Here is a 24,892-nt window from a genome sequence, read left to right as displayed (position 1 = left end):
TTATAGTATATTGAAATAGAAACTGAACAAATTGATTAAGGAATTTAAAGCAATTCTAGAAATATTTCAGAAGCGATATTGTACGATTCTAGATTCAAATTACCTTATCATTTTTTATAGATATGATTTTATTGAATTGTTTTAAAAAAGAAAAAGCTTATATAAGTTTCAGATAGTGATTTAAACTTTGTCTCTAAAAAACCTGAGGTCATTGTTGCTAGAAATGGTAATAAAAAGTTTATTGATTTTGAATTAGGATGAGTCAAAAGGAATTTTAAAGCATTTTTTGTTATAATTAATTGAAGAATTATTGATATAAAAGGAGAAAAAATATGACTTTCGAAGAAATTCTGCCTGGGTTAAAGGCTAAGAAAAAATTTGTACGAACTGGTTGGGGAGGCGCTGAAAACTATGTCCAACTCTTTGATACTATTGAACAAAACGGGATTGCACTTGAAGTTACGCCCTATTTTCTAATCAACGTGTCTGGAGAAGGAGAAGGTTTTTCCATGTGGAGTCCGACACCTTGTGATGTTTTGGCGACGGATTGGGTAGAAGTGCATGACTAAATGTGTACTCATTACAGGCGTTAGTTCAGGCATTGGATTGGCTCAAGCTAGCCTCTTTTTAGAGAAGGGCTATCAAGTTTATGGAGTTGACCAAGGTGAAGATCCACTCTTACAGGGTGATTTCCACTTTTTACAGAGAGATTTGACCTTGGACTTGGAGCCTATTTTTGACTGGTGTCCTCAGGTGGATGTTTTGTGCAATACTGCGGGAGTTTTGGATGATTATAAACCACTTTTGGAACAGACAGCGCAGGAAATTCAAGAAATTTTTGAAATTAACTACGTGACTCCTGTTGAGTTGACTCGGTATTATTTGACTCAAATGTTGGAGAATAAAAAAGGGACCATTATCAATATGTGTTCCATAGCTTCGAGCCTAGCAGGTGGCGGTGGACACGCCTATACTTCTTCTAAGCACGCCTTGGCTGGCTTTACCAAGCAGTTGGCTCTAGACTATGCAGAAGCTGGGATTCAGGTCTTTGGAATTGCTCCAGGAGCCGTCAAGACAGCTATGACCGCTGTAGACTTTGAGCCAGGTGGATTGGCTGACTGGGTGGCTAGTGAAACGCCAATCAAGCGCTGGATTGAGCCAGAGGAAGTAGCAGAAATTAGTCTTTTCTTAGCAAGTGGAAAAGCAAGCGCTATGCAAGGACAAATCCTGACTATTGATGGTGGCTGGTCTTTGAAGTAGGAGTAGTTGGATGGAAATCAAAAATCACTTTGGAGTCTATGGTGTTTGCTATAAACATGGTTACCTTCTATGTATTCAAAAAATCACTGGTCCTTACAAAAATAGGTTAAACCTTCCTGATGGTAGTCAGCGACTTGGTGAAGGACTGACAGAAAGCCTTAAGAGAGAAGTTTTGGAAGATACACGAATCCTCGAATCTACGATGTTTTCGTCAGGGAAGAGTTAAAAAATTTTATAGTTCACCATATCATGGCATTGTATGATGTTGATATAAACGAGAAGGCATCTCAAGTGAATATTTCTGAAACTGTCTCTGATGGTGTGAATGATTCTCTTGGATATGTTTGGATGGATATTCAAAAAATCACAGAAGAAAATGCATCGCCATTAGTCTTGAAGGTCAAAGCAGAATTATTAGGATTTCCAGAATTGGACAAGATCTTGTATATGAATTGGAAGGTGAATGATGAGAAATCAACTGGCTCTTAGTGGAGAAAAAATCCTTGAAAAAATTTATCCTCAACTATTGTACCACGTCGGTATGATTCGTGGGGAATACTTACTGAGAGAGCTCAATCAAAACATCCTATTACCAAGTTGTCAGCAATTTGTAAAAGATTATCTAGAGACTATCTGCTCCCTGTACTCAGATGAAGAAGTCTGGTATCGTTTTTCAGAATTAACGAATACAGAAGCCAATTATTTAGAGGGGACTAAAGAGCATTTTGATGAAAATCATCCCTTGTTTGGTTATAGAGGAATTAGGCGTTTACTAGCGTGTCTGGATGAATTTCAGGCTGAGGCAAATGTCGTTACAGAGGTTTATCAAAATAATCCCAATCTGTCTCTTATTTTTCCTTTTGTCAATGATGCTGAACAGTTAAAGCAAGCTATTAGAGTATTGCGTCAGCATGGTTTTACTGGGAAAGTCGGCACTATGATTGAATTACCGTCAGCGTATTTTGACTTGGACAGAATAATGGAAACGGGCATTTCAAAGATTGTAGTTGGAATGAATGATTTGACTTCCTTTGTTTTTGCCACTGTGAGAAACAGTCAATGGCATGATATGGAAAGTCCAATAATGTTAGATATGCTGAGACAGATGCAGGATAAAGCAAGGATTAAAAATATTGACTTTGCTGTAGCAGGATATCTGAATGTTTCTTTCTTACAAAAAATGAATCAGATGGGTATCGAATGCATTATCCACTATAGTTCTATTCCAGAGATTTTTAACTTAGAGATTGACCATCCAGACCATCTTAAACACATAAAAGAAGAAAGTAAAAAATTACAAAGGAGCACCCATGACACCGCAAGAAATGTGGAATAAATACAAGCAAATCAATTCTTCTATCGGAGATGAAATCGATGCTTGGGCTTTTGGAGTGGAACCAGACCTTTTAGCGGATTTGGTGTTTAAAGGCGAAAAGACAGCAACAGCGTCAGCCTACGACCTTTACGCACTAGAAGGCGAATTTCTTCCGCAAGAAGGCACCTTTGACATCATTTTAGACAGTCAAAATCAGGCTGTCTGCATTGTCGAAATTACAAGGGTTTCCGTTCAGCCCTTTAATCAAGTTTCTGCGCAACATGCCTTTAATGAAGGGGAAGGTGACAAATCCCTAGCCTATTGGCGTCAGGTTCATGAGGATTGTTTCGCCGAGTGGATGAGAGAAGCAGGACTGACTTTTACACATGAAAGCAAGGTTGTTTTAGAAGAATTTCGCAAGGTTTACCCACTGTAGACTTCTAGAAGGAAGAAAGTTTTGGAAATCGCTGTCCAATCCTTTTTTCTTAGACAAAACATGATATAATAAGTTTGTTTGAAGAAGAGCTCTAGCTCTTAAACTTAGATAGGAGAAAACTATGCAAGCAGTTGAACATTTTATTAAGCAATTTGTTCCTGAACATTATGATTTATTTTTAGACTTGAGTCGTGAGACCAAGACCTTTTCAGGAAAGGTGACTATTAGTGGTCAAGCACAGAGTGATCGCATCTCCCTCCACCAAAAAGACTTGGAAATCGCTTCTGTAGAAGTTGCAGGTCAAGCTCGTCCATTTACAGTTGATCATGACAATGAAGCCCTTCATATTGAACTTGCGGAAGTAGGTCAAGTTGAAGTGGTTATCGCTTTCTCAGGAAAAATTACAGACAACATGACAGGGATTTACCCATCTTACTACACAGTTGATGGAGTCAAGAAGGAAGTATTGTCTACTCAATTTGAGAGCCATTTTGCGCGCGAAGCCTTCCCATGTGTGGATGAGCCAGAAGCCAAAGCAACTTTTGACTTCTCTCTACGTTTTGACCAAGTAGAAGGTGAATTGGCCTTGTCTAACATGCCAGAAATCGATGTTGAAAACCGTAAGGAAACAGGTATCTGGAAGTTTGAGACAACACCTCGCATGTCTTCTTACTTGTTGGCTTTTGTTGCGGGTGATTTGCAAGGTGTAACGGCTAAAACTAAAAACGGTACCCTCGTAGGTGTTTACTCAACCAAAGCTCATCCACTATCAAACCTTGATTTCTCACTGGATATCGCTGTTCGCTCTATCGAGTTTTACGAAGATTACTATGGAGTTAAGTACCCAATTCCTCAATCTCTCCACATCGCCCTTCCTGACTTCTCAGCTGGAGCTATGGAAAACTGGGGTCTTGTGACCTATCGTGAAGTTTACTTGGTTGTGGATGAGAACTCAACTTTTGCCAGTCGTCAACAAGTTGCTCTTGTTGTGGCACATGAGTTGGCTCACCAATGGTTTGGTAACCTCGTTACTATGAAATGGTGGGATGACCTTTGGCTCAATGAAAGCTTCGCTAACATGATGGAATACGTCTGTGTGGATGCCATTGAGCCAAGCTGGAATATCTTTGAAGATTTCCAAACAGGTGGTGTTCCGTCTGCCTTGAAACGTGATGCGACTGATGGTGTTCAATCTGTTCACGTCGAAGTTAAGCATCCAGATGAAATTAATACACTATTTGACGGTGCTATCGTCTATGCCAAAGGAAGCCGCCTCATGCACATGCTTCGTCGTTGGCTAGGTGATGCCGATTTTGCCAAAGGTTTGCATGCCTACTTTGAAAAACATCAATACAGCAATACCATTGGTCGTGACCTTTGGGATGCTCTTGGTCAAGCGTCTGGACGTGATGTCGCAGCCTTTATGGATTCTTGGTTGGAACAACCTGGTTACCCAGTTCTTACTGTCAAAGTTGAAAATGATGTTTTGAAGATTTCACAAAAACAATTCTTCATCGGTGAGCACGAAGACAAGAACCGTCTATGGGTTGTGCCACTGAATAGCAACTGGAAAGGCTTGCCTGATACACTTGAAACTGAAAGTATCGAAATCCCTGGCTACGCAGCTCTTCTTGCTGAAAATGAAGGAGCTCTTCGTCTCAACACTGAAAATACAGCCCACTACATTACAGATTACCAAGGAGATTTGTTAGAAGCTGTTCTTGCTGACCTAGTTGAGCTTGATAACACAAGCAAATTGCAAATCGTCCAAGAACGTCGTTTGTTGGCTGAAGCAGGGCACATTTCTTATGCAGACTTGCTACCTGTCCTTAATAAACTTGCTAAGGAAGAATCTTACCTTGTCGTTTCAGCTGTTTCTCAAGTAATTTCTGCCCTTGAGCGCTTTATCGATGAAGGAACAGAAACTGAAAGAGACTTCAAAGCCTTGGTTGCTAAATTGGCTCGTCATAACTATGATCGTCTTGGTTTTGAAGCTAAAGACGGAGAATCAGATGAGGATGAATTGGTTCGTCAGCTGGCTGTTTCGATGATGATTCGCTCAAATGATTCAGAAGCTAGCCAAGAAGCTAGCCAAATCTTCGAAGCTAACAAGGATCAGCTTGCAGGACTTCCAGCAGCTATTCGTTCACAAGTTCTCATCAATGAAATGAAACATCATGAGACCAAAGACTTGTTAGCACTTTATCTTAATACTTATACTCACGCAACAGATGCTGTCTTTAAACGTCAGTTGGCTGCGGCTCTTGCCTACAGTACAGATGCGGACAATATCCAAACCTTGATTGCTTCTTGGAAGGACAAATTTGTAGTCAAACCACAAGACTTGTCAGCTTGGTATAATCATTTCCTATCTCATCAATCAACTCAGGAAACAGCTTGGTCTTGGGCGCGTGAAAACTGGGCTTGGATTAAGGCAGCTCTTGGTGGAGATATGAGCTTTGATAGCTTTGTTATCCTTCCTGCTCACGTATTTAAGACTCAGCAACGCTTGGCAGAGTACAAGGAATTCTTTGAATCGCAACTTTCTGACCTTGCTCTTAGCCGTAATATCGGTATGGGAATCAAGGAAATTGCAGCGCGTGTTGACTTGATTAACCGTGAAAAAGCTGCAGTGGAAGCAGTCGTTCTTCAATATGGGAAAGCTTAAACATTCGTAAAATAATAAAAACTCAACTTTCTCTCTTAAAGTAAGAGGGAGTTGAGTTTTTTTTAAGGCAAATTTGGTATAATGGTTTTAATAAGGAGGAGTTTCTCATGATAAAAATCTTATTGGTTGAGGATGACCTAGGCCTGTCAAATTCAGTATTTGACTTTTTAGACGATTTTGCAGATGTCATGCAGGTATTTGATGGGGAAGAAGGTCTCTACGAAGCTGAAAGTGGCGTCTATGACTTGATTTTGCTCGATTTAATGTTACCTGAAAAAAATGGCTTCCAAGTCTTGAAAGAATTGCGTGAAAAGGGAATTACGACACCAGTTCTGATTATGACTGCTAAGGAGAGCTTGGATGACAAGGGGCATGGATTTGAACTAGGAGCGGATGATTATCTGACTAAACCTTTCTACCTAGAAGAACTCAAAATGCGTATTCAAGCCCTTCTCAAACGTTCAGGTAAGTTTAATGAAAACACCTTGACTTATGGAAATATTGTAGTTAATTTGTCAACCAATACCGTTAAAGTTGAAGATACTCCTGTCGAATTGCTTGGAAAAGAGTTCGATTTACTGGTTTATTTCCTTCAAAATCAAAATGTTATTTTGCCTAAGACTCAGATTTTTGATCGTCTATGGGGATTTGATAGTGACACAACGATTTCAGTTGTCGAAGTCTATGTTTCAAAAGTCCGTAAGAAATTAAAAGGAACCACTTTTGCAGAGAATTTGCAAACCTTGCGTAGTGTTGGGTATATTTTAAAAGATGTTCAGTAAACTAAAAAAAACATGGTATGCGGATGACTTTAGTTATTTTATTCGCAACTTTGGTGTCTTCACTCTGATTTTCTCCACCATGACTCTGATTATTTTGCAGGTCATGCACTCGAGTCTCTATACTTCGGTGGATGATAAGCTTCATGGCTTGAGCAACAATCCTCAGGCAGTTATTCAGTTGGCGGTAAATAGGGCGACGGAAGAGATTAAAGATTTGGAGAATGCTGCTACAGATACTAGCAAGACTGATGTAAAACCCAATGTCAGTTCCAATACAGAAGTCATTCTTTTTGATAAGAATTTTACCCAGCTCCTTTCTGGAAATCGATTTTTGGGATTGGATAAGATTAAGTTAGAGAAAAAAGAACTAGGCCATATCTATCAGATTCAGGTTTTTAATAGCTATGGACAGGAAGAAATCTATCGCATGATTTTGATGGAAACGAATATCAGTTCGGTTTCAACCAATATCAAGTATGCTGCTGTCTTGATTAATACCAGTCAGTTGGAGCAGGCCAGTCAAAAGCATGAGCAATTGATTGTCGTTGTGATGGCTAGTTTCTGGATTTTGTCTTTACTTGCCAGTCTCTATCTAGCCAGAGTCAGTGTTCGTCCTCTGCTTGAGAGCATGCAGAAGCAACAGTCCTTTGTGGAAAATGCCAGTCATGAGTTACGAACTCCACTTGCAGTTTTGCAAAATCGCTTAGAGACCCTTTTCCGTAAGCCTGAAGCTACCATTATGGATGTGAGCGAAAGTATTGCATCGAGTTTGGAAGAAGTCCGAAATATGCGGTTTTTGACGACGAACTTGTTGAATTTAGCTCGAAGAGATGATGGGTTTAAGCCTGAACTTGGAGAAGTTCCAACTAGCTTTTTTAATACAACTTTCACAAACTATGAGATGATTGCTTCGGAAAATGATCGTGTCTTCCGTTTTGAAAATCGTATCCATCGAACGATTGTCACAGATCAGCTCCTTTTGAAACAGCTGATGACCATCCTATTTGATAATGCTGTCAAGTATACTGAAGAAGATGGTGAAATTGATTTTGTGATTTCAGCGACTGACCGTAATCTGTATTTACTTGTTTCTGATAATGGAGTCGGTATTTCAGCAGAAGATAAGAAGAAAATTTTTGATCGTTTTTATCGAGTGGACAAGGCTAGAACTCGTCAAAAAGGAGGTTTTGGTTTAGGATTATCACTGGCCAAGCAGATTGTAGATGCCTTAAAAGGAACCATTACTGTTAAAGATAATAAACCAAAAGGAACAATCTTTGAAGTGAAGATTGCCATTCAGACACCATCTAAAAAGAAAAAATAAAAATATCGCTCCAGTTGGGGCGATATTTTGGATTTATCTTTTTAGTTTTCGTTTGATAATAGAGCGTTGGATTTTTAGAACAAGTAAGCTGGATCCGATTGCTGCGATAAAAGCAAGAGCAGTTGATAATTTTAACGCCAAAAAGATAAAACTAAAGATAGCAATACAGATACAAAAAACAGCGACATTAACAAAAAATAGGATTTCTTGAAAACTGGTATCAGATTGTGATTCGGGCGCATAATCCTGATAGCGAGGAAGTTGCTGGTTTAATTCGTCTTGATAGTCTACCTCATATGATTGTAATTTTTTTACGGACATGGTTCTCTCCTTAACAGTACATACCTATTTTATCATTTTTTTAGCAGAGAATTATTACAGAAAGGTTACAAAAAGAATAAAGTGCTTTTTCAAAATCAATTTTCTTGACAGCATACTGTGAAAATGATACGATAGATAAATTCCTAAACGCTTATTAATATTCATAATTAATTATATTTGTAAGTAAATAATTCATTTTTACGAAAAATATTTACTTATTTTCTTGATTTTATTTAATTTGATTAGTGATATTTGTTTTGCACACAGAGACAGATTTTCTGTCTCCTATTTTTATAGTAGTGGGGTGTCTAATTGATGCCTCTTGGAAAAGTTAAAGGAGATAACAATGTATCTTGCTATCAAAGAAATATTACGTAACAAACTTCGATATAGTTTGATTTTAACCACTATTTTTCTTATTTCTTTTATGGTCTTTTTCATGACGAGTCTGGCTCTAGGTCTTGTTAGAAATAATAGAGCAGCAATTGATAACTGGCAAGCGACTGGTGTGGTTTTATCTGACTACGCAAATGATAATTTGACAGCATCTTTTATTCCTGAAAAGGATTATAAGGAAAAGAGATCTGAGGAGGCCGCTCCACTGGGTTATATGTTCGCTGTGACCAATCTAGTCGATGATAGTGAAAAGGTCAATGTTTCCGTCTTTGCTCAGGAGTGGGACGATTTTATCTCTCCTAGTTTGACAGAGGGACGGTATCCTGAAAGCGATGATGAGGTTGTCGTAGATCAGTCCTTTGAAAACTATGGAATTAAGCTAGGTGATGCCATTCAGCTTAATGGAAGCGAGGCAAGTTACAAGATTGTAGGTCTGACTCAAGGAAATAAATTTTTCACCGAGCCTGTTGTCTTTACAAGTTTGACAACTTATTGGATTTTGCAAGGAACCTTGAACTCTAATAAGTCGATATCTGCCTTGGTTTTGAAAAATGACATAGAAGTGACTGGCGATGGACTGAAACAGATTTCTATCCCAAAAATGATTTCGAAAATTCCTGGTTACACACCTCAAGTTAATGTATTTTCAGGAATGATTATCGCTATGATTGTTATAACAGGCTTGATTGTGGGTATATTTGTTTATATCATTACCATACAAAAGCTAGGACTTTATGGAATTATGCGGGCTCAGAGGATACAGATTAAAACCATTGTATGGTCTCTGTTCTGTCAGATCTTGCTTCTATCTGGTATGGGGATTGCTTTATCCTTGCTTGCTATCGGAGGAGTGATTTTTCTCTTACCAGCTACCTTCTTTTTCTACCCAAGTTGGATAGCCTACTCGATTCTAAGCTCGGTTATTTGCTTGATGGCTCTTCTTGGTGGTATCATTTCCCTCCCACGTTTGCTAAAGGTGGACCCGATTACTGTGATTGCAGAATGATAAGGAGAATAGTATGACAGCATTGATAGAAATGAATCAAGTGACAAAAACATACGGGGAAGGAAAGATGAAAGTCGTAGCTCTGCATGAGACGAATTTTCAGCTAAATGCGGGAGAGTTCGTAGCTATCGTTGGGCCTTCAGGTTCTGGAAAGACGACTTTTCTAACTACTCTAGGACAACTTCAGGAAGCATCGAGTGGAAAGATTTTAGTCAAGGGGAAGGAAACAGGCAGTCTGACGGAGAAGGAGAAAACGGACCTCCGTTTTAGAGAGTTTGGCTTCATTCTCCAAGCTTCAAACTTAATTCCTTTTCTAACGGTTAAGGAACAGCTGGATTTGATTGACAGACTGGATAAGGTAAAAAATAGTAAAAGTGATCGAAAAGAGCTGTTTGACTTGTTGGATTTGGACAAAGTTCAAGGTCATTATCCTAAGGCTCTATCTGGTGGCGAACGTCAACGTGCTGCGATTGCTAGGGCGCTTTACAACAATCCTAGCATCGTACTGGCAGATGAGCCTACAGCTAGTCTTGATACAGAGCGGGCTTACCAAGTAACGGAACTGTTAGCTTCCATTGCCCATGAACAAGGAAGAGGTGTTGTCATGATTACACATGATACACGCCTTCTTGATAAGGTTGACCGAGTTTATGTAATGAGTGATGGAAACTTGGTTGAAGAAAAATGTAAACAAATATAAAATATAGTGAATTGACAGATATTTTGCTAAAACGTTAGACCTGAAAAACGCATCGGTTCTATGTAGTAAATTGATAAGTTATATAGATTTTGATGAGGTTGAACTAAAACTCAATTTTAAGAAAAATAAAGTAAATATTCCCACAATAAAACGTATAGTCTCAAGTTTTTTCAACACCTGATACTGTACTGACCCCAAAAAGTTGGACAAATAATTATTGAAAGGATTTAGTTCTGTATTGGACAGGACTAAGTCCTTTTAGTTTTACCTTAATTCGTTTGTTGTTGTAGTAATCGATATAGTCTATAATGGCTTGTTCCAATTGATTAAGTGATTTAAAGTTTTTCTCATGGCCATAAAACATTTCGGATTTTAAAATGCCAAAGAAAGATTCCATCATACCGTTGTCTGGGCTGTTGCCCTTTCGTGATATGGATGCTTGAATTCCCTTACTCTCTAGGAACCGATGATAAGAATCGTGTTGGTATTGCCAACCTTGGTCACTATGGAGAATCGTATTCTCGTAGTATTTCTCTGTGAAGGCCTGTTCCAACATCGTTTTTACTTGTTCTAAATTAGGAGAACAAGAAAGATTAAAAGCAATAATTTCGCTGTTAAAGCCATCTAAAACAGGCGATAAATACAATTTCTGCGTGCTATTTGGAATGGCAAACTCTGTCACATCCGTATAACACTTTTCCATTGGTCTCGATGCTTCAAACTGGCGTTGAATGAGATTCTCTGCTTTCTTGCCAATCTCTCCTTGGTAGGAAGAATACTTTCGTTTACGGCGAATTCGAGCACTTAAACCAAGGATTTTCATCAGACGTTGGACCTTCTTATGGTTTACTATATGACCACGATTCCTCAATTCAAGAGTTATTCGGCGATAGCCATAATTTCCTTTGTGCTCAGTAAAAATAGCTTGAATTTCAGCTTTAAGATCTTTATCTTTGTCAAGCCCATCTAGTTCCTTCAACTGATAATAGTAAGTTGAGCGAGGTAAACGAGCCACTTCAAGAAGTAAATCTAGTTGAAATCCTCCTGAAGCCATTTCTCTAATTGTCTCTGCCTTTCTCGCTGTATGGTTTCGTCCCTGTCTTCCAGCTCTTTTAACTTTTTTAAGTAAGCCACCTCAGTACGTAAGCGTTCATTCTCCTCTTGGAGTCGCTCTAGTTCTGTCATTTCATCCCAAGTTTTCTTCCGTTTACGTCCCATTTTAGTTGATCTCCCTCTTGTTTTCTCAACAATAGTATACCCGTTTTTCTTGTATTGTGCTAGCCAATTAAGAAGTATCGTACGACTTGGGAGGCCGTATTCAAGAGAAACTCTATCTTTAGTCCAGCCTTCATGTAAGACTTTATGAATCATTTCTTGCTTTAAATCAGGAGAATAGTAACGATTTTTTCCTTTTTTGACGAACTCTATTCCGTAACGATCAATCAATTTAATCATGTACCTAATATTAGAATTGTTGATCCCAAATTTATTTGAAAGCTTCTCTATGCTATATCCTTGTTTTCTAAGTTCATAGATCTGAACTTTATCATCATAAGTTAATTTCATAATAAAAACACCCCAAAAGTTAGATTTTTTCTGTCTAACTTTTGGGGTGCAGTTCAGTTTTTTCAAGACTTGACTATGTGTTTTTTAATTTTCAAGACTTTTTCCCAGCCTCCTTATTTCTAACTTCAAAACGGTGTTTTGATCTGACTTCATCAGTTTTATTGCCAACCTTAAAACTCTACTTTGAGCAATCTGCATCTAGTTTTCTAGCTTGTTCTTTGATTTTTATTGAGTATATGGACTGCAAATTGCGCTAAAAAATGATATAATGGTGAAGTTATATAGTCCCGATAAGATGGTAGGCATTTATCACTAAGAAATACCTATCAGTACTTTGTAACTCGCAAAGAATGACGGCTCCAAAGTAGTCGCTCGTCATTCTACGGTTGCCGCTATAACGCGGTCACCCTATGCGCCTTACTAGCTTCAGAAATAAAAAAGTATCGTTTTTATTTCTTTCGCGTCGTAACTCTTAGAAAATGAAAATACCTATCAGTACTTTGTAACTCTATAACACTATTTTTAAGGGGGGACATTTTTATGTCAGAACGTAAATTATTCACGTCTGAATCTGTATCTGAGGGGCATCCGGATAAGATCGCAGACCAAATTTCAGATGCTATCTTGGATGCTATTTTAGCAAAGGATCCAGAGGCACACGTTGCTGCTGAGACAGCTGTTTATACTGGTTCAGTTCATGTATTTGGTGAAATTTCAACTACAGCTTATGTAGATATTAACCGTGTGGTTCGTGATACCATTGCAGAGATTGGTTATACCAATACAGAATATGGATTTTCTGCTGAGACGGTGGGAGTACACCCATCTTTGGTGGAGCAATCGCCAGATATTGCTCAAGGTGTTAACGAAGCATTGGAGGTTCGTGGAAATGCGGATCAAGATCCACTTGATTTGATTGGTGCTGGAGACCAAGGTCTCATGTTTGGTTTTGCGGTAGATGAAACAGAAGAACTCATGCCACTTCCAATCTCACTCAGTCACAAGTTGGTTCGTCGTTTAGCAGAGCTTCGTAAGTCTGGTGAAATCAGCTATCTTCGTCCAGATTCTAAATCTCAAGTTACAGTTGAATATGATGAAAATGACCAGCCAGTGCGCGTGGATACAGTCGTTATTTCTACTCAGCATGATCCAGAAGTTAGCAATGAACAAATTCATGAAGATGTGATTAACAAGGTTATCAAAGAAGTGATTCCAGCATCTTATCTTGATGATGAGACAAAATTCTTTATCAATCCGACAGGTCGTTTTGTAATCGGTGGTCCTCAAGGGGACTCAGGTTTGACTGGTCGTAAGATTATTGTAGATACTTATGGTGGTTACTCACGTCACGGTGGTGGTGCCTTTTCTGGTAAGGATGCGACTAAGGTAGACCGTTCAGCTTCTTATGCAGCTCGCTACATTGCTAAAAACATTGTTGCAGCAGGTCTTGCTAAGAAGGCGGAAGTACAATTGGCCTATGCTATCGGTGTTGCGCAACCTGTATCTGTTCGTATTGATACTTTTGGTACAGGAACAGTAGCTGAAAGTAAATTGGAAGCTGCAGCACGTCAGATTTTTGATCTTCGTCCAGCAGGAATCATCCAAATGCTGGATCTCAAACGTCCAATCTACCGTCAAACAGCGGCTTATGGACATATGGGACGTACAGATATCGATCTTCCATGGGAACGCTTGGATAAGGTAGAATCCTTGAAGGAAGCTGTCAAATAAAATCTTAAGAGGGGCTCGCCCCTCTTTTAATATACTATTTCCTCCAAAATCATTGAAATTATAGCTTGAATTTGATATGATGGTCTTATGGATAAAAGTAGAGCAAAACGTGTTGAGCACGATAAAAAGAGAATCGGATTAATAGCCCTAGTAGCTATCTTTTCAGTAAGTATTTGTGTCCTTGGATCAATAATTGGATACAAAATATACACAAAGCAAAGTTTTGAACAAAAGATTGAATCGCTCAAAAAAGAGAAAGATGATCAATTGAGTGAGGGAAATAAGAAAGATAATTTTCGTAAGGGACAATCCGAAGTGATTGCCTATTATCCTCTCCAAGGGGAGCAAGTGATTTCGTCTGTAAAAGAAATCATGACACAGGATATTAAAGACAATCTAGAGGATAAGGAAAATCTGGTTTTTTATTATACGGAGAAACAGGATTCGACTTTAAAAGGGATTGTCAACCGAAGTGTGGTGAAACAAGTCTATGATTTAGCTTCTTCAAAAGTTGAAGAGACTGAAAAAACTAATCTGGCAAAAGTCCATTTGACAGAAGATGGTAAAACTTTTACACTCGATCAATTATTTTCAGATGCTAGTAAGGCTAAAGAGAAGCTGTTAAAAGAAATTACCTCTTTCTTACAAGATAAGAAATTAGAACAAGACAAGATTGATCAGATAGTTAAAGGCTTGTCTGACCAAGACTTGTCTGCATGGAACTTTGATTACAAGGATAGTCAAATTATCCTATACCCAAGTCAGGCGGTTGAAAATCTGGATGAGATTGCCTTGCCAGTATCTAGTTTCTTTGAAGTTATTCAGTCCTCTTATTTATTAGATAAGGATGCCGAGCTATATAAGGCTTATTATGAAAAGAAAAATCGTAAAGTGGTGGCCTTGACTTTTGATGATGGACCAAATCCTGCAACTACAAATCAAGCATTAGATACACTTTCTAAGTATGGTATTAAGGCAACTTTCTTCGTTTTAGGTAAGAATGTTTCTGGCAATGAAGAAATTTTGAAACGCATGAAAGCAGATGGTCATGTCATTGGAAACCATAGTTGGAGCCATCCCGTTCTTTCAAAGCTTTCGCTTGATGACGCTAAAAAACAGATTACTGATACAGAGGATGCGCTAACTAAAGTGCTAGGTTCTAGTTCAAAACTCATGCGTCCGCCTTATGGGGCCATTACAGACGACATTCGCAATAGCCTCGACTTGAGTTTTATTATGTGGGATGTGGACAGTCTGGACTGGAAGAGTCATAATGAAGCAGCTATCTTGACAGAAATTCAGCGTGAAGTTAAGAATGGTTCTATTATTCTCATGCATGATATCCATGCTGAGACGGTAAATGCTCTACCGAAGGTTATTGACTATTTGAAAGGGCAAGGTTATGACTTTGTAACCGTACCAGACTTGTTAGATTCTCGTCTTAAAGCTCACCAGCTTTACTACGACCGTGACCAATAATTTAAAAATCTAAAGAGATAAGTTTTCATTGAGAATTTGTTTCTTTGGATTTTCTTCACATAGAAAGGAAAAATAATGAAATTTTATACTTTAAATAATGGCATTACGATTCCAGTTCTGGGTTTTGGAACTTGGAAAGCTGAAAATGGGGAGATTGCTTACCAAGCTGTCCTAGAGGCTTTAAAGGCAGGCTATCGCCATATCGATACGGCAGCTATCTATAAAAATGAAGAAAGCGTTGGTTGTGCTATTCAAGATAGTGGCGTTCCGCGTGAGGAAATTTTTGTTACCAGTAAACTCTGGAATACAAACCACAACTATGAGCAAGCTCGTCAGGCTTTTGAAGAGTCTTTAGAGAAGCTGGGCTTGGAATATTTGGATTTGTATTTGATTCATTGGCCAAATCCAAAACCGCTTAGGGAAAATGACCAATGGAAAGTCCGAAATTCAGAAGTCTGGAGAGCGATGGAGGACCTTTATCAAGAAGGCAAAATACGTGCTATCGGGGTTAGTAATTTTCTTCCCCATCATTTGGATGCCTTGCTTGAAACAGCAACTATTGTTCCTGCGGTCAATCAAGTTCGCTTGGCGCCAGGTGTGTATCAAGAGGAAGTCGTAGCTTACTGTAGAGAAAAAGGAATTTTATTGGAAGCTTGGGGACCTTTTGGTCAGGGAGAACTATTTGATAGTAAGCAAGTCCAAGAAATCGCAACAAATCACGGAAAGTCTGTTGCTCAGATAGCCTTGTCCTGGAGTTTAGCAGAAGGATTTTTACCGCTGCCGAAATCTGTCACAGAATCTCGTATTCAGGCTAATCTTGATTGTTTCGGAATTGAACTGAGTCATGAGGAGCGTGAAACTCTAAAAACGATTGCTGTTCAGTCTGGTGCTCCACGAGTTGATGATATGGATTTTTAGAAAATCATAAAAAGAATTGTACATTGTTCTAATTTTTGATATAATAGTCAGCAGGAAAGAAAGTCTTATGGCGTTCTTCAAGCGAGCTTGGGATAGTGGGAGCCAAGTAGGGCAAGATAAGGAACTGGCGCTTTCTGTAGTATTTTCAAAAACAATGAAGTAATAAATTAGGGTGGAACCGCGTTTCTGACGCCCCTAGTCGCAAGGCTTGGGTGTTGGAATTCGGTTCTTTTTGAATTTCGTCTAATGCCTAAGTAGAAAGGAGCCTAATGCTTAAAGGATCTTGTTTATGTAAAGCAATAACCTACACTCTAGATGAGGAATTATCTGAATTAGTGTTTTGCCATTGCTCATTCTGTCGGAAAGCAACTGCGTCTGCCTATACAGTTAATGCTAAAGTTAGCAGTAAAAACCTAGTATTGCATGGAAAAGAACAGTTGATTACCTATAGTTCATCTCCAGGAAAACAACGCTACTACTGCCAGAACTGCCATAGTCAAATTTTCACTATTCAAGAAAATATACCAGAAGTCTGTGCTTTGAAATTAGGTACAATAGATGAATGCGATCAGAATTTACAAACTGTTCCCAAACGTCATATTTTTCAGGACACAGCCTTTTCTTGGTTGCTTGATAAATAAATCTAAGAAGATAATATAAATTAAAGGAGTAAATAATGTCTAAAAAATTGACTTTCCAGGAAATCATCCTTACTTTGCAACAATTTTGGAATGACCAAGGTTGTATGCTCATGCAGGCTTATGACAATGAAAAAGGTGCGGGGACAATGAGTCCTTACACTTTCCTTCGCGCTATCGGACCTGAGCCATGGAATGCGGCTTATGTAGAGCCATCACGTCGTCCTGCTGATGGTCGTTACGGGGAAAACCCTAACCGTCTCTACCAACACCACCAATTCCAAGTGGTCATGAAACCTTCTCCATCAAATATCCAAGAACTTTACCTTGAGTCTTTGGAAAAATTGGGAATCAATCCTTTGGAACACGATATTCGTTTCGTTGAGGACAACTGGGAAAACCCATCAACTGGTTCAGCTGGTCTTGGTTGGGAAGTTTGGCTTGATGGGATGGAAATTACTCAGTTCACTTATTTCCAACAAGTTGGTGGATTGGCAACTGGCCCTGTGACTGCGGAAGTTACCTATGGTTTGGAGCGCTTGGCTTCTTATATCCAAGAAGTAGACTCTGTCTATGATATTGAGTGGGCTGATGGTGTAAAATACGGAGAAATCTTTATCCAGCCTGAGTATGAACACTCAAAATATTCGTTTGAAATTTCTGACCAAGAAATGTTGCTTGAAAACTTTGACAAGTTTGAAAAAGAAGCTGGTCGTGCATTAGAAGAAGGCTTGGTACACCCTGCCTATGACTATGTTCTCAAATGTTCACATACCTTTAACCTACTTGATGCGCGTGGTGCCGTATCTGTAACAGAGCGCGCAGGCTATATCGCCCGTATCCGTAACTTAGCCCGTGTCGTAGCCAAAACCTTTGTTGCAGAACGCAAACGCCTAGGTTACCCACTTTTGGATGAAGCAACACGAGCTAAACTCCTAGCAGAAGACGCAGAATAGTGAGTAATACTGTGCTCTAAAATCGTTAGAGGCAAGTCGTAGACTTGCTAGAGGGATATGCACCGCCGTACTGTTATGTGGGGATTTTTGAAACCTTATACTCTTCAAAAATCAAATTCAAACCACGTCAGCTTCACCTTGCCGTACTCAAGTACAGCCTGCGGCTAGCTTCCTAGTTTGCTCTTTGATTTTCATTGAGCATTAGGTTCAAAAATTAGTCAGCTAAATCCACTTTGATGAGACTGTTGGAAATCTTGATCAATTTTGCATTAGATTTCCATACAGACTTACAAAGTTAGTTAGCGACGTCCCCAGTACCTAAGGTGCATATCAAAAAAGATTGAAGAAAATGTAAAGGAAAAAACATGACAAAAAACTTATTAGTAGAACTCGGTCTTGAAGAATTACCAGCCTATGTTGTCACACCAAGTGAAAAACAACTAGGCGAAAAAATGGCAGCCTTTCTCAAGGAAAACCGCCTGTCTTTTGAAGCTATTCAGACCTTCTCAACACCACGTCGTTTGGCTGTTCGTGTAACTGGTCTTGCAGACAAACAGTCTGATTTGACAGAAGATTTTAAGGGGCCAGCCAAGAAAATTGCCTTGGATAGTGATGGAAACTTCACTAAAGCAGCTCAAGGATTTGTCCGTGGAAAAGGCTTGACGGTTGAAGATATCGAATTCCGTGAAATCAAGGGTGAAGAATATGTCTATGTTACCAAGGAAGAAATTGGTCAAGCAGTTGAAGCCATTGTTCCTGGTGTTGTAGATGTCTTGAAGTCATTGACTTTCCCTGTCAGCATGCACTGGGCTGGAAATAGTTTTGAATACATTCGTCCTGTTCACACTTTGACTGTTCTTCTAGATGAAGAAGAGTTTGATTTGGATTTCCTTGATATCAAGGGAGGTCGTGTGAGCCGTGGTCACCGTTTCTTGGGGAAAGAAACTAAGATTCAGTCAGCATTGAGCTATGAAGAAGACCTTCGTGCTCAGTTTGTAATTGCAGATCCACGTGAACGTGAGCAAATGATTGTTGACCAAATCAAAGCAATCGAAGCTGAACATGGTGTACGTATCGAAATTGATGCTGATTTGCTTAATGAAGTCTTGAACTTGGTTGAATATCCAACTGCCTTTATGGGAAGTTTTGATGCTAAATACCTTGAAGTTCCAGAAGAAGTCTTGGTGACTTCGATGAAAGAACACCAACGTTACTTTGTTGTCCGTGATCAAGATGGAAAACTATTGCCAAACTTCATTTCTGTTCGTAACGGAAATGCAGAGCATTTGGAAAATGTCATTAAAGGAAATGAAAAAGTTTTGGTAGCTCGTTTGGAAGACGGTGAATTCTTCTGGCGTGAAGATCAAAAATTAGTTATTTCTGATCTTGTTGAAAAATTAAACAATGTGACCTTCCATGAGAAAATTGGTTCCCTTCGTGAACACATGATTCGTACGGGTCAGATTGCTATTCTCTTGGCAGAAAAAGCTGGTTTGTCAGCTGATGAAACGATTGACCTAGCCCGTGCAGCTGCTATTTACAAGTTTGACTTGTTGACAGGTATGGTTGGTGAGTTTGACGAACTCCAAGGAATTATGGGTGAAAAATATGCCCTTCTTGCTGGTGAAACTCCAGCGGTGGCAACTGCTATTCGTGAACACTACATGCCTACATCAGCCGAAGGAGAACTTCCAGAGAGTAAGGTCGGTGCAGTGCTTGCCATTGCAGATAAATTGGATACGATTTTGAGTTTCTTCTCAGTAGGTTTGATTCCATCAGGTTCTAATGACCCTTATGCCCTTCGTCGTGCAACTCAAGGTGTAGTTCGTATCTTGGATGCCTTTGGTTGGCATATTGCTATGGATGAGCTGATTGATAGCCTTTATGCATTGAAATTTGACAGCTTGACTTATGAAAATAAGGCAGAGGTTATGGATTTTATCAAGGCTCGTGTTGATAAGATGATGGGTTCTACTCCAAAAGATATTAAGGAAGCCGTTCTTGCAGGATCAAACTTTGTTGTGGCAGATATGTTGGAAGCAGCAAGTGCTCTCGTAGAAGCAAGCAAGGGAGCAGACTTTAAACCATCTGTTGAATCACTTTCTCGTGCCTTTAATTTGGCTGAGAAGGCAGAAGGAGTTGCTACAGTTGATCCAGCTCTCTTTGAAAATGAAGAAGAGAAAGCCTTGGCAGAAGCAGTAGAATCACTCGTTTTGTCAGGTGCTGTAAGTCAGCAATTAGAACAACTCTTTGCGCTTAGCCCAATTATTGATGCTTTCTTTGAAAATACCATGGTAATGGCAGAAGATCAGGCTGTTCGTCAAAATCGCTTGGCTATCTTGTCTCATTTAACTCAAAAAGCAGCTAAACTTGCACGTTTTAACCAAATTAACACTAAATAAAATTTGATAAACGGACTTTATCTTATCACAAAGGAGAAGAAATGGATCAGAAAAAAATTGATCGTATCAATGAGCTTGCTAAAAAGAAAAAAGCAGAAGGCTTGACACCAGAAGAAAAAGTGGAACAAGCTAAACTACGTGAGGAGTACATCGAAGGTTATCGTCGCTCTGTTCGTCACCACATTGAGGGAATCAAAATTGTGGACGAAGAAGGAAACGATGTTACACCAGAAAAACTACGCCAAGTCCAACGTGAAAAAGGTTTACACGGTCGTAGTCTCGATGACCCAAATTCATAATATAATTTTCTGCATCTAACTTTAATAAAGATAGATGAAATAATAACCAAAAGACTAGCAAACACAAATTGCTAGTCTTTTGTCACTTAAAAAGGAACCAAGATGGTTCCTAAAAGTATTAGTTACTTGCTCCAGATGTAGCGTCTGCGCTACCACCGTGACTTCCAGCATCACCTGCATCAGAAGCTCCAGATGTAGCATCTGCTCCGCCATGTCCTCCAGCAGGAGCTGCAGCATTTCCACCAACTAGACGTTGACCAGTTGTATTGAGGTACCAGTCAAGCCATGGTTGGAAATTAAAGATGATTTCATTAATTCCGGCATATGAACCATCTGGATAGTACATTGCTTGGTAATTATGGGTATTAATAACGCCTTCTGGTGTTCCTGGCACAATTGTACGGACATATTCTTGATCCCCGTTACGCAATACGCCGACAACCCATTCAACGTTTTTCATTCTAGAGTCTGGCAATGAACCGTGTACAGTTCCTAAACGGTTTCCTGATTGAGCACGTACACGTTTACCAAACATTGTATTTGGATCTTGATGTGCGTTATTAAAGTACAAGAATTGGTTATTATCATCTGCAAATGTCAACTCAAATGGCATTGCCTTCAAGAACATATCAATTTGGTTAACTGTCAAGATACCGTGGTCTAATTTAACGTAAGTATCTCCGGAAACAGCTCCAACAAGCTCAGCTGCTTTTTCTACCCATTCAGGATCATCAGGGTCAACTCCTTGAATGGTAGTTGCGATTGGATTTGTACAATATAAATCTTCTGGTGCGATTGGTTTTGGTTTTTTCAATTTTGAAACGACTCCCACATATTTTACAAAGTTGTCTAAACATGTTTCAAGGAAATTAATAGTTCCTTCATTTGTGATATTGCCCTCAGCGTCAAAAGCTTCTTTGGCTTTACCAAGGAGGAATTCGTTACCTGGAAGAGTGTAGGCATTGACACCTGGAGCGTCAAGAATCTTACGAAGGTGAACTTGGGCACGAGAAGTACCTTGGTCGTAGTAAGAAGCACCCACAATCATGACTGGTTTGTTTTCAAATGGATGAACTTCGTATGAAAGCCATTCAAGAACAGATTTAAGAGAAGCTGAGATTGTGTGGTTGTGCTCAGGAGTCGCAATAATGACACCATCAGCACGTGTAATTCTGTTATACAAGAGACGCAATTGGAAGCTTTCATCCCATTTTTCGTCTTGGTTAAACATTGGAACTTCGTCAATTTCGAGGACTTCTAATTCAAATTTGAGTTTGAAGTGACGGCGGATGAATTCCAAGAGTTTACGGTTGTATGATTGATCGTAGTTTGATCCTACAAGTCCAACAAATTTCATTCTTTTTGGTCTCCTATCTTACAAATTTTCCCAGTCAAATTCTTCAGCATCTTTGCGAAGTAGTGCTTGTGCGTTACGCAATTTTTCTGTAATTTTTACAAAGATACGGAAGTCGTCAAAAGTGGCATCCAGTTTTTTAATAACATCAAGATCTACTAGATCTCCACTTGGATTAAAGGCTTGAAGAGAGTGTGAAAGCAAGAATTCATCAGGAAGGACACTTGCTTTGATTTCTGGTGCGTTTAAGATTTGACGAAGTTGTAATTGGGCGCGTGATGAACCAAGTGTACCGTAAGAAGCACCTGTAATCATGATTGGTTTGTTCAAAAGTGGGTAAATACCATATGACAGCCAAGCAAGAGCGCTCATCAAAACAGCTGGGATAGAGTGGTCGTACTCAGGAGTACCGATAATAACGCCATCGGCCTCTTCAATTTTAGCAGCAATTTCCAGAATTTCAGCAGGTACTTGCTTGTCAGCTGGCTTGTTAAAGACAGGAATGTCCTTGATTTCAACAAGTTCAATTTCAGCTTTGTCAGCAAAGTGTTTTTGCATGTATTGAAGCAATTGACGGTTTGTAGAACGTTTTGAATTTGTTCCAACAATAGCAATAAGTTTTAACATGAGATTTCCTTTCTCTTTTTACATAATACGATTTTAAAACTCCATTGAAATATTTGTTTCTATAGAGTAGGAATTCCTGAAGAGCAGCTTAGGTGACCTTCTTTATCGATGAGGATAGCTTCGATACCCTCCAAACTTTCGACTTGCCAGAGGATAGAAGCGGGTCTTTCTCCAAAGAGACGAGTTGTCCAGATTTCACCATCGACTGATTTATCAGAGATGATTGTTAGACTAGCAAGTTCCGTTTCAACAGGATAGCCTGTTTGGCTGTCAAAAATGTGATGGTAGTCTTTTCCATCGACAGTCAGGTGACGTTCATAAATGCCTGAAGTCACGACAGATTTATCGACAACAGGGATGGTCATTAAGTGATTTCCCCTCGGATTAGCTGGGTCTTGAATCCCGATTTGCCAAGGTTGATTTCCTCTTGCCTGATTTTTTCCAATGGTCAGGATATTCCCTCCCAGATTAATCAAGGCAGATGTTACTCCCTCTTCTCTAAGAAATTGGGCAACCTTATCGGCACTATAACCCTTGGCTAAACAACCTAGGTCTATCTTCATTCCTTTCTGTTTTAGAAACACAGTAGAAGTAGAAGAATCTAACTCGATATAATGAGGATTGATTAAAGGGAGAACCTCTTCGATTTCCTGAGGTTGGGCAACTTTGGCATCTGAAAAACCGATGCGCCAAGTTTGAATTAGTGGACCAATACTGATGTTTAGGTGGCTAGAGGGCGCTAAGCTATGATCTAATCCAAGTGAAATCAATTCAAACAAATCAGGATGAACTTTGACTGGAGCTATTCCAGCTTGATGATTGATTTCCATCAACTCAGACTCTTGGCTATTGGCATTGAAGCGGTATTCTAACTCTTTGAGCAAATCAAAGGATTTTTGGAGCAAGCTATCTGCTTGCTCATCTACTAATGAAATAGTGATAGTAGTCCCCATTAGCCGTTCGGAATGTGAACTAAGAGGCAAGCTACCAACTCCTTTCTCTTGTGAAAAGAAGGCTGAAATATAGTAAATTTATATTACATTTAACCCCTTACATTTTCTTTCCATGATACTAGCATACCATAAAGTCAGCGTTTTCACAAATAAAATTTGTAAAGATGTCAAGAAATATGCTCAGAAAATAAAGAGTAATTGTAAGAAAGGCTGATAAAATACAGATTATTTACATTTTTTTACAAAAAAATCGGGAAAATTAGCAAAACTCTTGTAAACGCTAACAGTAAATGTTATACTAGAAGAGTAAATTTAAAATTGAAGGTAGGAATTTTTCTATGAGTAAAATCGTTGTAGTTGGTGCTAACCACGCTGGTACAGCATGTATTAATACTATGTTGGATAATTTTGGAAATGAGAACGAAATCGTTGTATTTGACCAAAACTCTAACATCTCTTTCCTAGGATGTGGAATGGCCCTTTGGATTGGGGAACAAATTGATGGTGCTGAAGGCTTGTTCTATTCTGATAAAGAAAAATTGGAAGCAAAAGGTGCTAAAGTTTACATGAACTCACCTGTTCTTTCAATCGACTACGATAACAAAGTAGTTACAGCAGAAGTTGAAGGAAAAGAGCACAAAGAATCATACGAGAAATTGATTTTCGCTACAGGTTCTACACCAATCTTGCCACCAATCGAAGGTGTTGAAATTGTTAAAGGGAACCGCGAATTTAAAGCAACTCTTGAAAACGTACAATTCGTTAAATTGTACCAAAACGCTGAAGAAGTTATCAATAAGCTTGCTGACAAGAGCAAGCACCTTGACCGTATCGCCGTTGTTGGTGGTGGTTACATCGGTGTTGAACTTGCTGAAGCCTTTGAGCGTCTTGGAAAAGAAGTTGTCCTTGTTGATATCGTTGATACTGTCTTGAACGGCTACTATGACAAAGACTTCACACAAATGATGGCGAAGAACTTGGAAGACCACAACATCCGCTTGGCACTTGGTCAAACTGTTAAAGCAATCGAGGGTGACGGTAAAGTTGAACGCTTGATTACTGACAAAGAAAGCTTTGACGTGGATATGGTTGTTCTTGCAGTTGGTTTCCGTCCAAACACTGCCCTTGCTGATGGTAAGATTGAACTCTTCCGTAACGGTGCCTTCCTTGTAGACAAGAAACAAGAAACATCTATCCCAGGTGTTTACGCAGTAGGTGACTGTGCGACTGTTTATGACAACGCTCGTAAAGACACAAGCTACATCGCTCTTGCTTCAAATGCTGTTCGTACTGGTATCGTTGGTGCATACAACGCTTGTGGACATGAATTGGAAGGAATCGGTGTTCAAGGTTCAAACGGTATCTCTATCTACGGTCTTCACATGGTTTCAACTGGTTTGACTCTTGAAAAAGCTAAAGCAGCAGGTTACAATGCAACTGAAACAGGCTTTAACGATCTTCAAAAACCAGAATTCATGAAACATGATAACCATGAAGTAGCAATCAAGATTGTCTTTGATAAAGATAGCCGTGAAATTCTTGGTGCACAAATGGTTTCACACGATTCTGCAATCAGTATGGGAATCCACATGTTCTCACTTGCTATCCAAGAGCATGTAACAATTGATAAATTGGCATTGACAGACCTATTCTTCTTGCCACACTTCAACAAACCATACAACTACATCACAATGGCTGCCCTCACAGCTGAAAAATAAAAATGATGAACTATCTGGCCCTGATTAACGGTCAGATAGTTTT

The 24,892-nt window shown here is 39.2% G+C and carries 23 protein-coding genes and 1 pseudogene; 18 read left to right on the top strand and 6 right to left on the bottom strand.

Annotated features, from left to right (window positions below; all coding sequences use genetic code 11):
- The first annotated feature begins 332 nt into the window (after positions 1-332).
- From AXK38_06350 to AXK38_06315, 8 genes and pseudogenes are all read left to right on the top strand, one after another.
- The gene (locus AXK38_06350) at positions 333-569 is read left to right on the top strand and encodes a hypothetical protein (protein ID AMH88884.1); all 237 of its coding nucleotides are present in this window, start codon (positions 333-335) and stop codon (positions 567-569) included.
- Positions 562-1,260, top strand: a complete 699-nt coding sequence (gene fabG / locus AXK38_06345; GenBank protein AMH88883.1) for a 3-ketoacyl-ACP reductase — start codon at positions 562-564, stop codon at positions 1,258-1,260. Before AXK38_06350 ends, fabG begins: the two co-directional genes overlap by 8 nt.
- A gap of 10 nt (positions 1,261-1,270) precedes the next feature.
- Positions 1,271-1,749: pseudogene (locus AXK38_06340) on the top strand (NUDIX hydrolase).
- A complete protein-coding gene (locus tag AXK38_06335; protein AMH89649.1) occupies positions 1,727-2,596 on the top strand; it encodes a PEP-utilizing enzyme, TIM barrel domain protein in 870 nt (289 codons plus the stop codon). The pseudogene AXK38_06340 and the gene AXK38_06335 overlap by 23 nt, the downstream one beginning before the upstream one ends.
- The gene (locus AXK38_06330) at positions 2,571-3,011 is read left to right on the top strand and encodes an RNA-binding protein (GenBank protein ID AMH88882.1); all 441 of its coding nucleotides are present in this window, start codon (positions 2,571-2,573) and stop codon (positions 3,009-3,011) included. Before AXK38_06335 ends, AXK38_06330 begins: the two co-directional genes overlap by 26 nt.
- Before the next feature lie 121 nt (positions 3,012-3,132).
- Positions 3,133-5,679, top strand: a complete 2,547-nt coding sequence (locus tag AXK38_06325; GenBank protein AMH88881.1) for an aminopeptidase — start codon at positions 3,133-3,135, stop codon at positions 5,677-5,679.
- A 107-nt stretch (positions 5,680-5,786) separates the two neighbouring features.
- Positions 5,787-6,461 carry a two-component system response regulator gene (locus tag AXK38_06320; GenBank protein ID AMH88880.1) on the top strand — a complete coding sequence of 225 codons (675 nt, stop codon included), beginning with the start codon at positions 5,787-5,789 and terminating at the stop codon, positions 6,459-6,461.
- Positions 6,451-7,785, top strand: a complete 1,335-nt coding sequence (locus AXK38_06315; protein AMH88879.1) for a histidine kinase — start codon at positions 6,451-6,453, stop codon at positions 7,783-7,785. The genes AXK38_06320 and AXK38_06315 overlap by 11 nt, the downstream gene beginning before the upstream one ends.
- 33 nt (positions 7,786-7,818) lie before the next feature.
- Here AXK38_06315 and AXK38_06310 read toward each other — a convergent pair whose 3' ends face one another.
- The gene (locus AXK38_06310; protein ID AMH88878.1) at positions 7,819-8,106 is read right to left on the bottom strand and encodes a hypothetical protein; all 288 of its coding nucleotides are present in this window, start codon (positions 8,104-8,106) and stop codon (positions 7,819-7,821) included.
- Between the two features lie 346 nt (positions 8,107-8,452).
- Between AXK38_06310 and AXK38_06305 the strand changes: the two genes are divergently transcribed.
- The gene (locus AXK38_06305; protein AMH88877.1) at positions 8,453-9,508 is read left to right on the top strand and encodes a permease; all 1,056 of its coding nucleotides are present in this window, start codon (positions 8,453-8,455) and stop codon (positions 9,506-9,508) included.
- A gap of 13 nt (positions 9,509-9,521) precedes the next feature.
- On the top strand, positions 9,522-10,208 hold the full coding sequence (locus AXK38_06300) for a hemin ABC transporter ATP-binding protein (GenBank protein AMH88876.1): 687 nt from the start codon (positions 9,522-9,524) through the stop codon (positions 10,206-10,208).
- A 214-nt stretch (positions 10,209-10,422) separates the two neighbouring features.
- Here the strand turns inward: AXK38_06300 and AXK38_06295 are convergent, their stop codons facing one another.
- Together AXK38_06295 and AXK38_06290 are read right to left on the bottom strand one after the other, a co-directional pair.
- Positions 10,423-11,262, bottom strand: a complete 840-nt coding sequence (locus tag AXK38_06295; GenBank protein ID AMH88875.1) for an integrase — start codon at positions 11,260-11,262, stop codon at positions 10,423-10,425.
- Complete coding sequence (locus tag AXK38_06290; GenBank protein ID AMH88874.1) at positions 11,238-11,774, bottom strand: transposase; 537 nt, start codon at positions 11,772-11,774, stop codon at positions 11,238-11,240. Before AXK38_06290 ends, AXK38_06295 begins: the two co-directional genes overlap by 25 nt.
- Positions 11,775-12,314: 540 nt before the next feature.
- On the opposite strand from AXK38_06290, the gene AXK38_06285 reads away from it, so the two are divergent.
- From AXK38_06285 to AXK38_06255, 7 genes are all read left to right on the top strand, one after another.
- Positions 12,315-13,505, top strand: a complete 1,191-nt coding sequence (locus AXK38_06285; GenBank protein AMH88873.1) for an S-adenosylmethionine synthetase — start codon at positions 12,315-12,317, stop codon at positions 13,503-13,505.
- An 87-nt stretch (positions 13,506-13,592) separates the two neighbouring features.
- Positions 13,593-14,984 carry a peptidoglycan GlcNAc deacetylase gene (locus AXK38_06280; GenBank protein ID AMH88872.1) on the top strand — a complete coding sequence of 464 codons (1,392 nt, stop codon included), beginning with the start codon at positions 13,593-13,595 and terminating at the stop codon, positions 14,982-14,984.
- Between the two features lie 75 nt (positions 14,985-15,059).
- Positions 15,060-15,902, top strand: a complete 843-nt coding sequence (locus tag AXK38_06275) for a 2,5-diketo-D-gluconic acid reductase (protein ID AMH88871.1) — start codon at positions 15,060-15,062, stop codon at positions 15,900-15,902.
- 269 nt (positions 15,903-16,171) lie between these two features.
- On the top strand, positions 16,172-16,543 hold the full coding sequence (locus AXK38_06270) for an aldehyde-activating protein (protein ID AMH88870.1): 372 nt from the start codon (positions 16,172-16,174) through the stop codon (positions 16,541-16,543).
- Positions 16,544-16,578: 35 nt separating this feature from the next.
- The gene (gene glyQ / locus AXK38_06265; protein ID AMH88869.1) at positions 16,579-17,496 is read left to right on the top strand and encodes a glycine--tRNA ligase subunit alpha; all 918 of its coding nucleotides are present in this window, start codon (positions 16,579-16,581) and stop codon (positions 17,494-17,496) included.
- 365 nt (positions 17,497-17,861) lie between these two features.
- Positions 17,862-19,898 (top strand): glycine--tRNA ligase subunit beta, encoded by a 2,037-nt coding sequence (locus tag AXK38_06260; protein AMH88868.1) that lies wholly within the window; start codon positions 17,862-17,864, stop codon positions 19,896-19,898.
- A gap of 41 nt (positions 19,899-19,939) precedes the next feature.
- Complete coding sequence (locus AXK38_06255) at positions 19,940-20,197, top strand: hypothetical protein (protein ID AMH88867.1); 258 nt, start codon at positions 19,940-19,942, stop codon at positions 20,195-20,197.
- A 118-nt stretch (positions 20,198-20,315) separates the two neighbouring features.
- Here AXK38_06255 and AXK38_06250 read toward each other — a convergent pair whose 3' ends face one another.
- From AXK38_06250 to AXK38_06240, 3 genes are read right to left on the bottom strand one after another with little or no spacing between them, the layout of a single operon-like run.
- A complete protein-coding gene (locus AXK38_06250; GenBank protein ID AMH88866.1) occupies positions 20,316-21,554 on the bottom strand; it encodes an NADPH-dependent FMN reductase in 1,239 nt (412 codons plus the stop codon).
- An 18-nt stretch (positions 21,555-21,572) separates the two neighbouring features.
- On the bottom strand, positions 21,573-22,178 hold the full coding sequence (locus tag AXK38_06245) for an NADPH-dependent FMN reductase (protein ID AMH88865.1): 606 nt from the start codon (positions 22,176-22,178) through the stop codon (positions 21,573-21,575).
- Positions 22,179-22,237: 59 nt separating this feature from the next.
- On the bottom strand, positions 22,238-23,161 hold the full coding sequence (locus tag AXK38_06240; GenBank protein ID AMH88864.1) for a thiamine biosynthesis protein ApbE: 924 nt from the start codon (positions 23,159-23,161) through the stop codon (positions 22,238-22,240).
- A gap of 308 nt (positions 23,162-23,469) precedes the next feature.
- Between AXK38_06240 and AXK38_06235 the strand changes: the two genes are divergently transcribed.
- The gene (locus AXK38_06235; GenBank protein ID AMH88863.1) at positions 23,470-24,849 is read left to right on the top strand and encodes an NADH oxidase; all 1,380 of its coding nucleotides are present in this window, start codon (positions 23,470-23,472) and stop codon (positions 24,847-24,849) included.
- The last annotated feature ends 43 nt before the right edge of the window (positions 24,850-24,892 follow it).

Origin of the sequence: Streptococcus mitis (assembly GCA_001560895.1) — a bacterium.
Classification (GTDB): Bacteria; Bacillota; Bacilli; order Lactobacillales; family Streptococcaceae; genus Streptococcus; species Streptococcus mitis_Q.
This window is presented reverse-complemented; position numbering and strand designations above follow the sequence as displayed.

Bases quoted from the DNA above. Each gene is read 5' to 3' on its own strand.
- AXK38_06260 (AMH88868.1), top strand. From the start codon at position 17,862: ATGACAAAAAACTTATTAGTAGAACTCGGTCTTGAAGAATTACCAGCC.
- AXK38_06235 (AMH88863.1), top strand. From the start codon at position 23,470: ATGAGTAAAATCGTTGTAGTTGGTGCTAACCACGCTGGTACAGCATGT.
- AXK38_06245 (AMH88865.1), bottom strand. From the start codon at position 22,178: ATGTTAAAACTTATTGCTATTGTTGGAACAAATTCAAAACGTTCTACA.
- AXK38_06275 (AMH88871.1), top strand. From the start codon at position 15,060: ATGAAATTTTATACTTTAAATAATGGCATTACGATTCCAGTTCTGGGT.
- AXK38_06255 (AMH88867.1), top strand. From the start codon at position 19,940: ATGGATCAGAAAAAAATTGATCGTATCAATGAGCTTGCTAAAAAGAAA.
- AXK38_06295 (AMH88875.1), bottom strand. From the start codon at position 11,262: ATGGCTTCAGGAGGATTTCAACTAGATTTACTTCTTGAAGTGGCTCGT.
- AXK38_06300 (AMH88876.1), top strand. From the start codon at position 9,522: ATGACAGCATTGATAGAAATGAATCAAGTGACAAAAACATACGGGGAA.
- AXK38_06350 (AMH88884.1), top strand. From the start codon at position 333: ATGACTTTCGAAGAAATTCTGCCTGGGTTAAAGGCTAAGAAAAAATTT.
- AXK38_06290 (AMH88874.1), bottom strand. From the start codon at position 11,774: ATGAAATTAACTTATGATGATAAAGTTCAGATCTATGAACTTAGAAAA.
- AXK38_06250 (AMH88866.1), bottom strand. From the start codon at position 21,554: ATGAAATTTGTTGGACTTGTAGGATCAAACTACGATCAATCATACAAC.
- AXK38_06325 (AMH88881.1), top strand. From the start codon at position 3,133: ATGCAAGCAGTTGAACATTTTATTAAGCAATTTGTTCCTGAACATTAT.
- AXK38_06285 (AMH88873.1), top strand. From the start codon at position 12,315: ATGTCAGAACGTAAATTATTCACGTCTGAATCTGTATCTGAGGGGCAT.
- AXK38_06315 (AMH88879.1), top strand. From the start codon at position 6,451: ATGTTCAGTAAACTAAAAAAAACATGGTATGCGGATGACTTTAGTTAT.
- AXK38_06320 (AMH88880.1), top strand. From the start codon at position 5,787: ATGATAAAAATCTTATTGGTTGAGGATGACCTAGGCCTGTCAAATTCA.
- AXK38_06270 (AMH88870.1), top strand. From the start codon at position 16,172: ATGCTTAAAGGATCTTGTTTATGTAAAGCAATAACCTACACTCTAGAT.
- AXK38_06305 (AMH88877.1), top strand. From the start codon at position 8,453: ATGTATCTTGCTATCAAAGAAATATTACGTAACAAACTTCGATATAGT.
- AXK38_06310 (AMH88878.1), bottom strand. From the start codon at position 8,106: ATGTCCGTAAAAAAATTACAATCATATGAGGTAGACTATCAAGACGAA.
- AXK38_06330 (AMH88882.1), top strand. From the start codon at position 2,571: ATGACACCGCAAGAAATGTGGAATAAATACAAGCAAATCAATTCTTCT.
- AXK38_06280 (AMH88872.1), top strand. From the start codon at position 13,593: ATGGATAAAAGTAGAGCAAAACGTGTTGAGCACGATAAAAAGAGAATC.
- glyQ (AMH88869.1), top strand. From the start codon at position 16,579: ATGTCTAAAAAATTGACTTTCCAGGAAATCATCCTTACTTTGCAACAA.
- AXK38_06335 (AMH89649.1), top strand. From the start codon at position 1,727: ATGAGAAATCAACTGGCTCTTAGTGGAGAAAAAATCCTTGAAAAAATT.
- fabG (AMH88883.1), top strand. From the start codon at position 562: ATGACTAAATGTGTACTCATTACAGGCGTTAGTTCAGGCATTGGATTG.